We start from the raw sequence: 14,604 nt of genomic DNA, 5'->3' as shown, positions 1-14,604 counted from the left end.
GGCAGCCGCGGCTGATCGTTGGTGTCGGCCACGACCGGGCCCCCCGATGGCTTGAACCCGCGTGTTTCCGGGCCGTACGTCCTGCGTGCCTGCGGGTTTCCGGCGTTGTCAGTGGGGCGGCGTATGGTTCTCGGTCAGTGGGGAACTGCCGCTGGGCGGCGGCGAGTTCCCCGCGGGAAGCACATATGCGTTCACATGCGCGGGGGAGCCATGAGCACGACTGACACCGATGTCGTCGGCGCGATCACGCTGACCGAGGACGAGCTGGATCCATACATCACGCACACGGACACACGGCAGTGGCTGACGGGCCCCGGGCTGCCGGCCGAGGGCACGCTGCTGGGCTTCGGGGCCCTGCGGGAGCACGGGCTGCGCAGGGTCGCGGACCTGGCCGGCGACGCCGACAAACTCGCCACGGAGCTCCAGGACCAGCTGGTCGTGGGAGCCCTGCGGACCTTCGACCGGGACCTGGAGTCGATCGTCCTGGACGGGGCGACGGGGAAGGTCGCCACGACGTACTTCTTCTCCGACCCGGCTCTGATGGACCTCGCGCCCCTGGCCCCCTCCCTGGAAGCCCTGGTGCGTTTTTCTGCGGCGACGGAGGAACTGACGGCGTCCCGCGGACGGTTCGCCTCCTACGAGGGCCGGTTCGGCGCGAAGGCGGTCACGGAGGCCTCCGAGTCCCTCGCCGCGGTCTTCGAGGCGGGCGCGGGAGGCGAGGTGGCGCCGTACTGGCGGATGGCCGCCCTGATCCGCCCCCTCGCCCGGATCGCGGGCCCCGGTGAGGGCCTCGTCCTCGACCTGCCCAAGCGGCTGCTGGACGAGGAGTTCGGCGCGGGCGCGATCATGCGCTTCGAGGACGTCGACTTCCCGCCCGCGCTCGTGCACGAGCCGACCCGTCGCTTCCTGCGCGAGACCGGCCTGCCCGAGGACGGCCTCCTCTTCCAGCTGGACACGGAAGTGCCCCTGCCGGCCCTCGCCGACTACTACGCGGACCAGCGCCCCGACGACTTCTCCGCCGACGAACTCCCCCCGACGGCCGGCCGCCTGATACGCCTCGGCTACCTCATCGAGGACACCAGCCTCGTGGTGGACGGCACCACGGGCGCGGTCCTCGCCTGGAGCGAGCCCGACATCACCCTGCGCCCCCTCAACGCCGACATCTCCACCCTCGCCTTCACCCTCTGGCTGCTCCACCGCGAGAAGGCCCTCGACGCGACCCACGACCTCACCGACTCCTACGAACAGCTGGCCGCGACCATGGCCCAGACCCTCGCCACGGTCGACCCGATCGCCTGCGACCCCACTCCCACGCTGAAGGGCGACGACGGCTGGCGCTACTGGCCGGAGATATTCGAGGACGAGGCGGGCGGCACCCTCCACGGCTAGCCGCCGGACGGCGACACCGCCCGCACCGCCCGCACGATGTCGTTCCGCCCGGTGGTGGATCGGGCCGCCGCACCCCGAGCCCGGGACCGAAGGTGCAGGTCAAGTGGCTGACCGGATCGGTCCGACGCGCTCTCGGTGCGGGAGAAGCGCACGCACGGTGTGAAGCGGCGGGGACTGGAAAGGGAGCGACAGCCACCGCTCCAGTCCCGACCCTGCGCGGGCCCGACGCCAACGTCGCCGAAGGGCAGTGCGCCTGAGGCGGCTGGATTTCTGCTTCTCCGGGTGGGACGTAACCCCGAGGCCACAGCGTCTTCAGAGTGTGGACGACGAACAGGATCTCGGATGAAGCGCCGGTACGAAGAGGAATTCATGGCGTTCGCCGCTGCGCGATCCGCACCTCTGTTCCGCTCCGCGTGTGTGCTCACCAGCGGTGATGTGCACCTCGCGGAGGACCTGGTGCAGGACACACTGGGCCGGACGTATGCCAACTGGCGCAAGATCGCGCAGGTGGACGACCCAGCGGCGTACACCCACACCGTCCTCGTACGGACCTACCTGTCCTACCGCCGCCGGCGCAGCAGCTCCGAGCAGCCCACCGACACCCTGCCGGACTCCGGTGCCGCCACCGAGCACGACGCCACGCTGCGGGTCACCTTGCTCGACGCTCTCGGTCGGCTCTCCGCCCGGGACCGGGCCGTGCTGCTCCTGCGCTACTGGGAGGACCGCAGCGTCGAGCAGACCGCCGCGATCCTTCAGGTCCGGCCGGGCGCGGTACGCAACCAGAGCATGCGCGCGCTCGCCAGGATCCGGGACCTTCTGGGCCACGACCTGTCCGAGCTCGTCAGCCCCTGACCCCGGTGCCGCGGCACCTACCTCGCCCTCTTCACCGACCCCCGAAACGCGGTGATCCGCCATGCCCATCGAAGAAGACTTCACCGAAGCCCTCCGCACCACCCTCCTGACCTTCGAGCCGCCCAACACCCCGTCACTTCTGCAGGCCGGCGTCCGCAACGGCCGGCGCAGGCGCCGCCGCCGCGCCACGGCCGTCGGCGTGAGCGCAGCGGCCGTACTCGCGCTCGTCGGGCTCGGCGCGGCGGTCGTTCCCGGACTGCTGTCCGACGGGCGAACCGCCGACCGCACGATCGCCGGTCCGGCGGCCTCGGCCACCACCGGCTCGGCCACGGCATCCGCCACTCCGAAGCCGACCTTCACCGGCACACTGCCCGCCGACCGCGCCCTTGCCACCCTGACCGCGCTGCTGCCGACCGGCCTGACGCATGCGAGCCCGCCCGGCGGCCGGCAGTCCGGGCAGCTGTGGGTGGACGACGGCCACGGCAAGTCGCTGCTCGAGGTGCACGTCTCCCGGCAGACCTCCACCACCGCGATCCGCGGCCACGTCTTCGCCGGCACCACACCCTTGGCCGACGGCACCCTGATCGAGTCCCGGCAGGCACCACCCGGAACGGACCCCGGGCACGAGACGGTGAACGTACTGCGTCCTGACGGGCTCTACGTCACCCTCATGGAGTGGCAGGCACCGAGCCAGAACGGCCCCTCGACCCGTACCACGCCGATCCTGACACCGGCCCAACTGCGAGCCATCGCAACCAGCTCGCAGTGGCAGTAACGCCCGCAGCGGCCGTGCGGCGGGCCGACACGATCACGGCGGGCAGATCACCTCGGTGTTCGGCGACTGGCCGGCCGCGCCCGCGTCGGCAGTACTGATCAGCCTTCAGCGGCCACACAGAGACCTTCTACGCGAAGAGGCAGGCCAACGGCAGCAGCCCGCGACCGCGGTTGTCCTGGTTTCCTTCGCGCAGGGTGGCGTAAGCCGACGCTGCCGACGCGCAGTCGACCCGCGGGTTCCCGGCGGGCACCGACTGCTCCAGGTGCTGCAGGACGCTGAATTCGTCCTCGTCGTTGACACCGTTTTTCTTCAGGTCCTCCAGCGTGGAGTTGACGATGGCTGTCAGGCGCGGGCGGTTCTCCGTGCAGCGTGGCGCCAATGCGTCGAGAACCTGCTGGTACACGCTGGCGGGCCGACCGATCCCATCGAGGTCGGCCAGCTTCTGCGCCGGCCCAGGCGTCGACGGGTGCGTGGCCGGGGCCCGCTTCTTCTTCGCTGACGGCCTTGCCGCCGGACTGCTGTGGCTCGCGCCAGGCGTCGCTGCTGCTGCCGAGGTGTCGTGTGTGGCGGCACCCTTGACTCCAGAGATCACGCCTGCGACGAGCGGCGGAGCTGCGATCAGCACCCCGATACCGATGGCAATCTTCTTTCCCCTGCTCAGTGGCTTCTTCGGCGCCGGAACGGGCTGCTGACTCACCATCCCCCATACAGGCCGGGCGCCCCTCATCTCGGCGCAGGATCGGGACCGTACACCTCACGTGCACCGATCCGTCACCAGGCCCCCCTCGTACCGGCCAACTGGGACGGGAACGGGGACGGACGACCAGAAGGGCGGCACCCGCGGAGGGTGCCGCCCTTCTGTCTTTGCCTGGTCAAGGCACTGGAGGCCGTGGCGGGAATTGAACCCGCGTAACTCGCTTTGCAGGCGAGCCCCTGAGCCACTCGGGCACACGGCCGTTCTCAGGTGCGGCACGGCTCACTCGTTCCGAACCTGATGGGTTGAACGTAGGCGGGGCGGAGGGTGGGCTCAAGAGGTGCGGGAGCGCTGCAACGGGACTGCCACACGCCGTTCATGAATGCCGGTTCCCGGACCTGTGGCGTACGACCAAAGACCCAGGCGATCACGGTCTTTGGACAGGAGTCACTGTCAGTCGTGGCTCTTACGCTGGCGGCCATGACAGCGCTGGAAGCACGTGATGCGGCGACCGCCCCGCCCGAGGGTAAGGGGAAGGGGGGTGTGCTGAGCCGTCCCTATCGGGCGCTCAGCATCGGGATCGTGTTCGTGGAGCTGCTGATCGCCTTCGAGGCGACGGCCGTCGGGACGGCGATGCCCGTCGCGGCGCGGGAGCTCGACGGGGTGTCGTTGTACGCGTTCGCGTTCTCGGCGTATTTCACGACGAGCCTGTTCGGGATGGTGTTCGCCGGACAGTGGGCGGACCGCGAGGGGCCCCTGGCACCGCTGACCACGGGGATCACGGCCTTCGCGGCGGGCCTGCTGCTGTCCGGGACGGCCGGGACCATGTGGCTGTTCCTTCTCGGGCGGGCGGTGCAGGGGCTCGGCGGCGGGCTGGTCGTCGTGGCGTTGTACGTCGTCGTGGTGCGGGCCTACCCGGAGCGGCTGCGCCCGGCGATCATGGCGGCGTTCGCGGCGAGCTGGGTGATTCCGTCCGTGGTCGGACCGTTGATCGCGGGCACGGTCACCGAGCACCTGGGCTGGCGCTGGGTGTTCACCGGGATACCGGTGCTGGTCGTGTTTCCGCTGGCGCTCGCGCTGCCGCGGATACGCCGGTTGTCGGCCGGGCGGTCGGCGGACGGGGGGACCGCCGGGCGCGAGCCCTTCGAGCGGCGGCGCATCCGGCTGGCGCTCGGGATCTCGCTCGGCTCCGGACTCCTCCAGTACGCCGCCCAGGACCTGGCCCCGCTCTCCCTCGTCCCTGGCCTCGCGGGCGCCGCGCTGCTCGTCCCGGCCGTCCTCGGGCTGCTGCCGCGCGGCACCTACCGGGCGGCGCGCGGGCTGCCGTCCGTGGTGCTGCTGCGCGGGCTGGCCGCCGGTGCCTTCATCGCCGCCGAGTCCTTTGTGCCCCTCATGCTGGTCACCCAGCGCGGGCTGTCGCCGACGCTCGCCGGGTTCTCCCTCGCGGCGGCCGGCGGGACCTGGGCGCTGGGGTCGTATGTGCAGTCGCGGCCACGCACGGAGCCGTACCGGGACCGGTTGATGTTCCTCGGGATGGTGCTGCTCGCTGCGGCCGTCGCCGTCGTGCCCAGCGTACTGATCCCCGCTGTGCCCGTGTGGATCGTCGCCGTCGCCTGGGGGTTCGGCTGCTTCGGGATGGGGCTGGTGATCGCCTCGACCAGCGTGCTGCTGCTGCGCCTGTCGACGCCGGAGGAGGTCGGCTCCAACTCCGCCGCGCTCCAGATCTCCGACGGCCTCTCCAACATCGTGCTCCTCGCGGCGGGCGGCGCGGCGTTCGCGGCGCTGGGCGGCGGCAAGGTCGCGGAGACGGCCACCTCGACGGCCGACGGCTCCCACCCCACCGCGTTCGCCGCCGTGTTCCTGCCGATGGCCGGGGTGGCGTTGGTGGGGGCCTGGGTGACGACGCGACTGCGAGAGCGGTGATCTGGAAGGAGAGCGGCGCTCCGGATCGGGCGAGTGCGGTCCCCGTGCACCGGCCGACCTCGTACTACCTGGTCATCGACGTGGCGGCCGGTGTGGAGCACGGCACCGGGGTGATCGGTGGGCGGTGGCGGGGTTTGTGAGGTGGGTCCCATCCGTGGGTGACCCGGCGTCGTCCGCGCGTTGACAGCTCCGGGGCGCCGGTAGGGTGGCCCGGTTGTCATACGTAGCCGAGCCGCTCGACCCCACCACGGAGACCGTGACTACCACCGCCGCCAGCGCATCCACCTCGCACCACCTCTCACCCGCCTTCCCCGGCCGCGCCCCCTGGGGTACCGCCAGCAAGCTGCGTGCCTGGCAGCAGGGGGCGCTGGAGAAGTACATCCAGGACCAGCCCCGCGACTTCCTGGCCGTCGCCACGCCCGGCGCCGGCAAGACGACGTTCGCGCTGACGCTCGCGTCCTGGCTGCTGCACCACCACGTCGTGCAGCAGGTGACCGTGGTCGCGCCGACCGAGCACCTGAAGAAGCAGTGGGCGGAGGCCGCCGCGCGGATCGGGATCAAGCTGGATCCCGAGTACAGCGCCGGTCCGCTCAGCAAGGAGTACCAGGGCGTCGCCGTGACGTACGCGGGTGTGGGCGTGCGGCCCATGCTCCACCGCAATCGCGTCGAGCAGCGCAAGACCCTCGTCATCCTCGACGAGATCCACCACGCCGGTGACTCGAAGTCCTGGGGCGAGGCCTGCCTCGAAGCGTTCGAGCCCGCCACGCGGCGGCTCGCGCTCACCGGTACGCCCTTCCGGTCCGACACCAATCCCATTCCCTTTGTCACGTATGAAGAGGGAAACGACGGGATTCGGCGGTCTTCCGCCGACTACACCTACGGGTACGGGTCCGCGCTGGGGGACGGCGTCGTGCGGCCCGTCATCTTCCTCTCCTACAGCGGCAACATGCGGTGGCGCACGAAGGCGGGGGACGAGATCGCGGCCCGGCTCGGCGAGCCGATGACCAAGGACGCCATCTCGCAGGCCTGGCGCACCGCGCTCGACCCGCGCGGCGAGTGGATGCCCAGTGTGCTGCGCGCCGCCGACCAGCGGCTGACCGAGGTCAGGAAGGGCATCCCGGACGCGGGTGCGCTGGTCATCGCCTCCGACCAGGACTCCGCGCGCGCGTACGCCAAGCTCATCCGTGAGATCACCGGGACGAAGGCGACCCTCGTCCTGTCCGACGACACCGGAGCGTCCAACAGGATCGACGAGTTCAGCCACAGCGAGGACCGGTGGATGGTCGCCGTCCGCATGGTGTCCGAGGGCGTCGACGTGCCGCGGCTCGCCGTCGGCGTGTACGCCACCACCATCTCCACGCCCCTCTTCTTCGCGCAGGCCGTCGGCCGTTTCGTACGGTCCCGGCGGCGCGGCGAGACCGCCTCCGTCTTCCTCCCGACCGTCCCCGACCTCCTCGGCTTCGCCAACGAGATGGAGGTCGAGCGCGACCACGTCCTCGACAAGCCGAAGAAGGAGGGCGAGGAGGACCCGTACGCCGAGTCCGAGCAGGAGATGGACGAGGCGAACCGGGAGCAGGACGAGGACACCGGCGAGCAGGAGCAGTTCTCCTTCGAGGCGCTGGAGTCCGAGGCCGTCTTCGACCGAGTGCTGTACGACGGCGCCGAGTTCGGGATGCAGGCCCACCCGGGGAGCGAGGAGGAGCAGGACTACCTCGGGATTCCGGGGCTGCTCGAACCCGACCAGGTGCAGCTGTTGCTCCAGAAGCGGCAGGCGCGGCAGATCGCGCACAGCCGCAAGAAGCCCGACGAGGAGGCCGACCTCCTCGAACTGCCCGCCGAGCGGCGGCCCGTGGTCTCGCACAGGGAGATGCTGGAGCTGCGCAAGCAGCTCAACACCATGGTCGGCGCGTACGTCCACCAGAGCGGCAAGCCGCACGGCGTGATCCACACCGAACTGCGCCGCGTGTGCGGGGGTCCGCCGAGCGCGGAGGCGACGGCGGGTCAGCTGCGGCAGCGGATCGCCAAGGTGCAGGAGTGGGCCACCCGTATGCGGTGACGCCGGCGCTGTGCCGGGGCGGTCGTGGTGCGGGGGGTGCTTGTTGTGTTTCGGCTGCGGATCGGCGGTGGCTGGTCGCGCCCACGCGGCGGAGCCGCATGGCGGCGCCCCGCGCCCCTTTCAGGGGCGCGTTCTTGTGCGTGTGCGCTGTACGTACGAGGACAAAGGCTCCGCAAAGGGGAAGAGTCCGTACCAGGTCATGACCGGATTCTGGACGGAGACTTCCGCTGAGCGAACCGGCTCGCTACTGTCCCGCTACGCACACGCCCCGTGGCAGCGCCGCCGCGGAGCGCAGCCGTGTAGCGACTCCGCCCGGGAAGAGCCCGGGTCGTCAGCCGACGGCGGCCTCTGAAGCGCGTCGCCGACGGGACTCGGAGACGCAACCGCCGCGAGGGGCCGCCGACCTCACCACTAAGGAGTGGGCGTCGTGACCGCGGAGACCTCTCAGACGCTCGACCGGGGACTGCGTGTCCTCAAGCTGCTCGCCGACACGGACCACGGGCTGACCGTCACCGAGCTCTCGAACAAACTGGGCGTCAACCGGACCGTTGTGTACCGCCTGCTCGCCACGCTGGAACAGCACGCGCTCGTACGCCGGGATCTGGGCGGTCGCGCCCGGGTCGGGCTGGGGGTGCTGCGGCTGGGGCGTCAGGTGCATCCGCTGGTACGGGAGGCCGCGCTGCCGGCGCTGCGCGCGCTGGCCGAGGACATAGGGGCCACGGCCCATCTGACGCTCGTCGACGGCACCGAGGCGCTTGCCGTCGCCGTCGTGGAGCCGACGTGGACGGACTATCACGTCGCCTACCGCGCCGGGTTCCGTCATCCGCTGGACCGGGGCGCCGCGGGCCGCGCGATCCTCGCCGCCCGGCAGCCCGGACCGGCGGACGCCCCGGGATACACGCTCACGCACGGTGAGTTGGAGGCGGGCGCGAGCGGGGCCGCCGCTCCCCTGATAGGGGTGACCGGGGTCGAGGGCAGCGTCGGTGTCGTCATGCTCGCGGACTCCGTGCCGGAACGGGTGGGGCCGAGGGTCGTGGACGCGGCGCGGGAGGTCGCGGACGCGCTGCGCTGAGCCCCCGGGGGCCCGCACGGTGCTGAGGTGACGCCCCGTACTCCGTTGCGCTGACGGCTCTTGTTTCCAGTCACTCCCTGGCTTTGGCCGACCCGCCAAACCGTCCCCGCCATCTCTGGCCGATGCTCCCACCGTCCGCCGCCCCGCCCTCCGCATGATCAGGGCACTGAAGGCGGATCGGTGAACGGCGCAGGGAGACAAGGCGTGGAGACGGAGACGGTACGTACACGGCCGGACGTCGGCCGAGGAGGCGGACGGGCGGCTCGGCTGACCCGGCGTCAGGACATCGGGTCGTTGGTCGCCGAGGCCTCCGGGAGCCCGCTCAGGCGGACGATGGGCGTCGGGCAGCTCACCCTGCTCAGCGTGGGCGCCACGCTCGGCACCGGGATCTTCGTGGTCCTCGGCCAGGCGGTGCCCGAGGCCGGTCCCGCCATCGTCGTGTCGTTCGTCCTGGCCGGTGTGACCGCGCTGTTCTCCGCGCTGTCGTACGCCGAACTGGCCGGCATGATCCCGGGCTCCGGCTCCTCCTACAGCTACGCGTACGCCACCCTCGGCGAGCTCGTCGCCTGGGTGTGCGGCTGGTGTCTGATCCTGGAGTACGGGGTGTCCGTGGCCGCCGTCGCGGTGGGCTGGGGGCAGTACGTCAACGAACTGCTCGACCTGACCGTCGGGGTCACCCTCCCCGACACGCTCAGCGCGCCGCCCGGCGCCGGCGGTGTCCTCAACATCCCCGCCGCCGCCATCGTCGTCCTCGCCATGGTCGTGCTGCTGCGCGGAGCGAAGGAGAGCGCCGTCGCCAACACCGTCATGGTCGGCGTGAAGATCGCCGCCCTGGTGATGTTCTGCGCGGTCGCCTTCACCGCCTTCCGCGCCGGGAACTTCACGCCCCTCTTCCCGCTCGGCACCGCCGGCATGAGCGCGGGCGCCGCCTCGCTCTTCTTCTCCTACATCGGCTTCGACGCCGCCTCGACGGCGGGGGAGGAGGCGAAGAACCCGCAGCGCGACCTGCCCCGCGCGATCATCCTCTCCCTCGTCCTCGTCACCGCCCTGTACGTCCTCGTCGCGGTCGCCGCGCTCGGCGCGATGCCGTGGAAGAGGTTCGCGGGCACGGAGGCCACGCTGAGCGAGGTGCTCGTGCAGTCCGTCGGCGGCGGCAGCCTGTGGCCGATCCTGCTGTCCGTCGGAGCGGTCGTCGCCACCACGAGTGTCGTGCTCACCGTCCAGTACGGGCAGATCCGCATCCTCTTCGCGATGTCGAGGGACGGGCTCGTGCCGCCGCTGTTCTCCAAGGTGCACCCCACCACCGGGGTGCCGCGCGCCAACACGGTCATCGTCTCCACCTTCATCGCCGTGCTCGCCGCGCTCGTCCCGCTGGGCGCGCTCGCCGACGCCACCAGCATCGGCACGCTCTTCGCCTTCATGCTGGTCAACCTGGCGGTCGTCCTGCTGCGCCGCCGCAGCCCGGAGGCACCCCGCTCCTTCCGGGTGCCCTTCTCGCCGGTGACGCCGATCCTGGGTGTGGGCTTCTGCGTCTCCATGCTGTTCAGCCTGGGGCCGGACACCTGGGCCGCGTTCGGCGCGTGGATGGCCGTCGGCCTGGTGATCTACTGGCTGTACGGGATCAAGCACTCCAAGCTCGGCGACAGACTCGGCTCCGGCGGCAAGGTCGGCTCCGGCGACAAGCTCGGCGACAAGGAAACGGCGTGAGCACCCTCGGCCACCCCCTCGATCTCACCGCCGACGTCGTCGCCCTCACCCGCGCCCTCGTCGACCTCCCCTCCGAGAGCGGCGAGGAGGCCCCGCTCGCGGACGCCGTCGAGGCGGCCCTCGCCACCCTCCCGCACCTCACCGTGGAGCGGATCGGCAACTCGGTGGTCGCCCGCACCGACCTCGGCCACCCCGAACGGATCCTGATCGCGGGCCACCTGGACACCGTGCCCGCCGCCGGGAACCTGCCGTCCCTCCTGCGGGGCGACCTCCTGTACGGGCTCGGCGCCTGCGACATGAAGGGCGGAGTCGCCGTCGCACTCCGGCTGGCGGCGACGGTCCCCGAGCCCACCCGCGACCTCACGTACGTCTTCTACGAGTGCGAGGAGGTCGAGGGCGACCGCAACGGGCTCGGCCGGATCGCCGCCGTACGGCCGGAGTTGCTGAACGCCGACCTCGCGATCCTCATGGAGCCGTCCGACGCCGGGGTCGAGGCGGGCTGCCAGGGCGTGCTGATGGCCGACATCACGGTCCGCGGCGAGCGCGCGCACACCGCGCGCGCCTGGCGGGGGGTGAACGCCGCGCACCGCGCCGGGGCCGTCCTCCAGCGCCTCGCCGACCACGCCCCGGAGCGGGTCGTGATCGACGGCCTGGAGTACCGGGAGGGGCTGAACGCCGTCGCCGTACGCGCCGGAGTCGCGGGCAACGTCGTCCCCGACGAGTGCGTGATCACCGTCAACTCCCGTTTCGCTCCGAGCCGTTCGGCGGAGGAGGCGGAGAAGTACGTACGGGATCTCTTCCCCGAGGACGAGTACGAGGTCGACGTCACGGAGGTCGTGCCGGGCGCGCCGCCCGGGCTCGACCGGCACGCGGTCGCCTCGCTCGTCCGCGTGCTGGGGGCCACGCCCCGTCCGAAGCTGGGCTGGACGGACGTGGCCCGTTTCGCCGCCCTCGGCACGCCCGCCCTCAACTACGGCCCCGGCGATCCGGTCCTCGCCCACACGGCGGGGGAGTACGTCCCCGTGGCGCAGCTGCGGGCGTGCGAGGAGCGGCTGGCGCGGTGGCTCAGGCGGGCAGGCCGCTGAGCCACTCCAGCAGGAACTCGGTGAACACGCGGGGCTGTTCCATGTTGGCGTAGTGGGCGGTGCCCTCGACGGTGGCGGTGCGGCCGTCGGCGACGGCGTCGACGAGCCGGTCGGCCATCGCGATCAGACCGGCCGCGTCCAGGGCGCCGTTGATGGCCAGGACGGGGACCGTGATGCTCTTGGCGCGCGCCGCGATGTCGGTCACGGGGACGGACCGGTCGGGTTCGTCGGGTGTGTGCTTGGAAATGGTCCCCCGCGCCATTTCCCGTACCCGCCGTACGACCTCCGGGTCCACCTCGTCGAGCGTGCGATGCGGGCCGGCCACGGCCGAGGCGAAGATGTCGACCCAGCCGTCGATGTCGCCGGCCGCCAGGGTGCCGTTCCAGCTGTTCTGGATGTCCAGGGTCCAGGCGTCGATGTCCTGCGGGTCGGCGATCCCGGCGCCGCTGACGACGAGCGCGCGGACGAGGTCCGGGTGCTCCAGCGTGGTGTCGACCGCGGTGGCGCCGCCCATCGACATTCCGACGAGGACCGCGGGACCCGTGCCGAGGTGGCGCAGGAGGGCGGCGAGGTCGTCGGTGGGACGGAAGGGCTTCGTCGCGTTGGCGGACCGGCCGTGGCCGCGGGCGTCGGGCGCGATCACCCGGTGGTCGGCCGCGAGGAGCGGCACCAGGTCGTCCCACATGCGGTGGTCGGTGAAGCCGCCGTGCAGCAGCACCAGCGGGGGACCGGTGCCGACGTCGCGGTAGGCGAGCGGACCGTCGGCGGACTCGAACATGAACACCTGTGCGGCATCGGTCATGACCACTCCTGAGAGGTATCCGAGAGGCATCAGCTATGACAACTAAGGTGTCATGTTGGCTCCGACTTGGCAACCAAGGTGTCATCCTGTTTCCGTGACCCACACCAGCAAGCCCGGCACCGGCAAGCCCGACGACCCAAAGCCGCTCCCGCCCGACGACCTCGCCCCCCGCCTCTACGAGGTGTTCGCCGTGCTGGGGCCCCTGTACCGGCGCGTGAGCCGCAAGGTCGAGCTGAACGAGCCGATCGAAGGCCTGTCCATCGGCGTGCGCGCCGTCCTGGATCTCCTGCGCGCGCAGGGGCCCCTGACGGTCCCCCAGATGGGGCGCGCGCAGGCGCTCAGCCGTCAGTTCGTGCAGCGGATGGTCAACGAGGCGGCGGCCCACGGCCTGGTCGAGGCCGTCGTCAACCCCGCGCACCAGCGGTCCTCGCTGATCCGGCTGACCGACGACGGTCGTACGGCCATCGACGCGGTGATCACCCGCGAGAGCGCGCTGCTGAAGCGGGTGGGCGGCGACCTCACCGGCGCGGACGTGGAGAGGTGCGTACGGGTGCTGACGCGCATGCTGGAGGTCTTCGAGGACGTGGACGTCAACTGACGGCCGGACCCGAAGGGCGGCTCAGCGGCGGCTGCCGAGCCCGCCCAGCGTCCTCAACTGGAGCCACAGCACCAGCCGTTCGTCGGGATCGTCGAGGTCGATGCCGAGCTGGTGTTGGGCCTGCCGGAGGCGGTAGCGGCAGGTGTTGGCGTGCACGGCGAGCAGCCGCGCCGCGCCCGCCATGTCGCAGCCCGCGTCCAGCCAGGCGACGAGGGTGCGCGCGTACTCGGTGCCGTGCTCGGCGTCGTGCGCGAGGACCCGCCGCCACCCGCCCACACTCAACTCCCGCCGCTCACCCAGGACTTCGGTCAGCCGCAGCAGGGTGACGCGCGGCCTCACCTCCTCCACCGTCGCCACCGGCAACTCGGGGCCCAGGACCCGCAGGACGAGGTCGGCGTCGTCCCGGGAGGCCCGCACCTCCGCGAGCCCGCCGACCACATCCCCCAGCCCGGCCCGCACGGGCACCCGCAACGCCTGCCCGGCCCGCGCGACGATGTCCTCCGCCAGCCCTCTGTGGCTGTTTGTTCGCCTCCGGGGCGCTCCGCCACGCTCCCCGGGCGCCGGCAGCAGCGCGTACACGACCCCGTCGACGAGGACGACCGCGTGCCGCCCGTAGCGCGCCTCGCACTGCAGGCGTACGAGGTCCAGGAGCCGTAGCGCGGTCTGTTCGACGTCCGCCGCCGAGACGCTGGAGTCCAGGACGAAGGCCGCCACGCGCACGGGCGCCGGGTTTCCGTCCGGGCCGAGGCCCATGCCCAGGCGGTGGGCGGCGCCCGCCGGATCGGCGGTGCCGTCGAGCAGGCGGCGCAGCAGGTCGCCGTTCTGGTGGCGGGCCAGCTCCTGCGCGGCGCGGGCCCGCAGCAGGAGCAGCGCCGCCGTGGACGCGCCCTGGGTGAGGGCCTCCTCGGCGTCCGGCGCGAGGCCGCCGTCGTCGACGACCCAGAGCGAGCCGAGGGTCTCGCCGCCGGCCCGCACGGCGACGGCGAGCCGCGGCAGGTTGTCGCTGCCCGCCAGCGCGGGCAGCCGGACCACGCCCTCGGCCGCGAACAGCACCCGGTACTGCTCCGAGTTGGCGGGGCTCCCGGGCACCTGGAGGCCGAGGATGCCCGTGCGGCGGTCCTCGTCGACCGGCTGTCCCGCAACCGTCGAGTAGGCGAGGATCCGCTGCCGAGGGTCCTCGATCGCGGTGGCGCCACCGACGGCCGCGGCCACCGCGTCGGCCAGCGCGAACAGGTCCCCCAGACCGCTCCCGGCGGCCGACGGCCGGGCGCCGATCGCGGAGGCCAGCAGCAGATGTACGTGGTGCCATGCGGCGTCCTCGTCCACGGACAGCAGGGCCACACCCGCCGACTCCGCCTCCGCGAGCGGGCCGTCCGGTCCGCGTACGACCAGCCCGCTCATCCCCGCCTCCGCCGCCGCCCGCGCCAGCGGCCCCGCCGCGGACGCCCGCACCCCGACCGCGAGCAGCAGCGCCCCGGGCGCACGGGTCAGCGGCGCGTGGGCGTCGTACAGCAGCGCCTCGGTGACGGGCACGGCGAGCCCGGCGGGCGCGGTCTGCAGTCGTACGGAGGGGCCGCCGACGACGTCCAGCAGGTCGCCGAGGGTACAGGCGTCCACGCGGCTCCTTCCCGAGGGGATGGGGATGGTGATG

Annotated in this window: 13 protein-coding genes and 1 tRNA gene; 10 read left to right on the top strand and 4 right to left on the bottom strand. The window is 72.1% G+C overall.

Annotated features, from left to right (window positions below):
• Positions 1–210 precede the first annotated feature (210 nt).
• The 3 genes from AAFF41_RS19900 to AAFF41_RS19890 all read left to right on the top strand — a co-directional run bounded on the left by AAFF41_RS19900 (position 211) and on the right by AAFF41_RS19890 (position 3,016).
• The gene (locus AAFF41_RS19900; protein WP_319747575.1) at positions 211–1,389 is read left to right on the top strand and encodes an SUKH-4 family immunity protein; all 1,179 of its coding nucleotides are present in this window, start codon (positions 211–213) and stop codon (positions 1,387–1,389) included.
• 342 nt (positions 1,390–1,731) lie between these two features.
• On the top strand, positions 1,732–2,241 hold the full coding sequence (locus AAFF41_RS19895; protein WP_319747577.1) for a SigE family RNA polymerase sigma factor: 510 nt from the start codon (positions 1,732–1,734) through the stop codon (positions 2,239–2,241).
• Between the two features lie 61 nt (positions 2,242–2,302).
• A complete protein-coding gene (locus AAFF41_RS19890) occupies positions 2,303–3,016 on the top strand; it encodes a hypothetical protein (protein WP_319747579.1) in 714 nt (237 codons plus the stop codon).
• 127 nt (positions 3,017–3,143) lie between these two features.
• Here AAFF41_RS19890 and AAFF41_RS19885 read toward each other — a convergent pair whose 3' ends face one another.
• Together AAFF41_RS19885 and AAFF41_RS19880 are read right to left on the bottom strand one after the other, a co-directional pair.
• Positions 3,144–3,716 carry a hypothetical protein gene (locus AAFF41_RS19885; RefSeq protein ID WP_343324353.1) on the bottom strand — a complete coding sequence of 191 codons (573 nt, stop codon included), beginning with the start codon at positions 3,714–3,716 and terminating at the stop codon, positions 3,144–3,146.
• Between the two features lie 181 nt (positions 3,717–3,897).
• A tRNA-Cys gene (locus AAFF41_RS19880) sits at positions 3,898–3,972 on the bottom strand.
• 218 nt (positions 3,973–4,190) lie between these two features.
• Here AAFF41_RS19880 and AAFF41_RS19875 point away from each other — a divergent pair.
• From AAFF41_RS19875 to dapE, 6 genes are all read left to right on the top strand, one after another.
• Positions 4,191–5,633 (top strand): MFS transporter, encoded by a 1,443-nt coding sequence (locus AAFF41_RS19875; protein ID WP_319747621.1) that lies wholly within the window; start codon positions 4,191–4,193, stop codon positions 5,631–5,633.
• Entirely contained in the window at positions 5,630–5,773 is a 144-nt protein-coding gene (locus tag AAFF41_RS19870) for a hypothetical protein (protein WP_319747623.1), read from the top strand. Before AAFF41_RS19875 ends, AAFF41_RS19870 begins: the two co-directional genes overlap by 4 nt.
• 116 nt (positions 5,774–5,889) lie before the next feature.
• The gene (locus AAFF41_RS19865; protein ID WP_319748024.1) at positions 5,890–7,689 is read left to right on the top strand and encodes a DEAD/DEAH box helicase; all 1,800 of its coding nucleotides are present in this window, start codon (positions 5,890–5,892) and stop codon (positions 7,687–7,689) included.
• Positions 7,690–8,116: 427 nt separating this feature from the next.
• Entirely contained in the window at positions 8,117–8,761 is a 645-nt protein-coding gene (locus AAFF41_RS19860; protein WP_054229670.1) for an IclR family transcriptional regulator, read from the top strand.
• 204 nt (positions 8,762–8,965) lie between these two features.
• Positions 8,966–10,468 carry an amino acid permease gene (locus AAFF41_RS19855; RefSeq protein WP_319747626.1) on the top strand — a complete coding sequence of 501 codons (1,503 nt, stop codon included), beginning with the start codon at positions 8,966–8,968 and terminating at the stop codon, positions 10,466–10,468.
• Positions 10,465–11,553, top strand: coding sequence for a succinyl-diaminopimelate desuccinylase (gene dapE, locus AAFF41_RS19850; protein WP_319747629.1), 1,089 nt, complete (start codon positions 10,465–10,467; stop codon positions 11,551–11,553). The genes AAFF41_RS19855 and dapE overlap by 4 nt, the downstream gene beginning before the upstream one ends.
• On the opposite strand, the gene AAFF41_RS19845 is transcribed toward dapE, so the two are convergent.
• Positions 11,534–12,355 (bottom strand): alpha/beta fold hydrolase, encoded by an 822-nt coding sequence (locus tag AAFF41_RS19845; protein WP_319747631.1) that lies wholly within the window; start codon positions 12,353–12,355, stop codon positions 11,534–11,536. The genes dapE and AAFF41_RS19845 overlap by 20 nt on opposite strands.
• A gap of 94 nt (positions 12,356–12,449) precedes the next feature.
• Here AAFF41_RS19845 and AAFF41_RS19840 point away from each other — a divergent pair, with 94 nt between their 5' ends.
• Positions 12,450–12,953 carry a MarR family winged helix-turn-helix transcriptional regulator gene (locus tag AAFF41_RS19840; RefSeq protein ID WP_343324352.1) on the top strand — a complete coding sequence of 168 codons (504 nt, stop codon included), beginning with the start codon at positions 12,450–12,452 and terminating at the stop codon, positions 12,951–12,953.
• A 21-nt stretch (positions 12,954–12,974) separates the two neighbouring features.
• On the opposite strand, the gene AAFF41_RS19835 is transcribed toward AAFF41_RS19840, so the two are convergent.
• Positions 12,975–14,570: a PucR family transcriptional regulator gene (locus AAFF41_RS19835; protein WP_319747637.1), complete on the bottom strand. Its 1,596-nt coding sequence runs from the start codon at positions 14,568–14,570 to the stop codon at positions 12,975–12,977.
• Positions 14,571–14,604: the final 34 nt, after the last annotated feature.

This window comes from Streptomyces mirabilis (assembly GCF_039503195.1).
Taxonomy (GTDB): Bacteria; Actinomycetota; Actinomycetes; order Streptomycetales; family Streptomycetaceae; genus Streptomyces; species Streptomyces mirabilis_D.
The sequence above is the reverse complement of the archived record's forward strand: the minus strand, read 5'-3'. Positions and strand labels throughout refer to the sequence as shown.

Bases quoted from the DNA above. Each gene is read 5' to 3' on its own strand.
- AAFF41_RS19885 (WP_343324353.1), bottom strand. From the start codon at position 3,716: ATGGTGAGTCAGCAGCCCGTTCCGGCGCCGAAGAAGCCACTGAGCAGG.
- AAFF41_RS19845 (WP_319747631.1), bottom strand. From the start codon at position 12,355: ATGACCGATGCCGCACAGGTGTTCATGTTCGAGTCCGCCGACGGTCCG.
- AAFF41_RS19895 (WP_319747577.1), top strand. From the start codon at position 1,732: ATGAAGCGCCGGTACGAAGAGGAATTCATGGCGTTCGCCGCTGCGCGA.
- AAFF41_RS19890 (WP_319747579.1), top strand. From the start codon at position 2,303: ATGCCCATCGAAGAAGACTTCACCGAAGCCCTCCGCACCACCCTCCTG.
- AAFF41_RS19900 (WP_319747575.1), top strand. From the start codon at position 211: ATGAGCACGACTGACACCGATGTCGTCGGCGCGATCACGCTGACCGAG.
- AAFF41_RS19875 (WP_319747621.1), top strand. From the start codon at position 4,191: ATGACAGCGCTGGAAGCACGTGATGCGGCGACCGCCCCGCCCGAGGGT.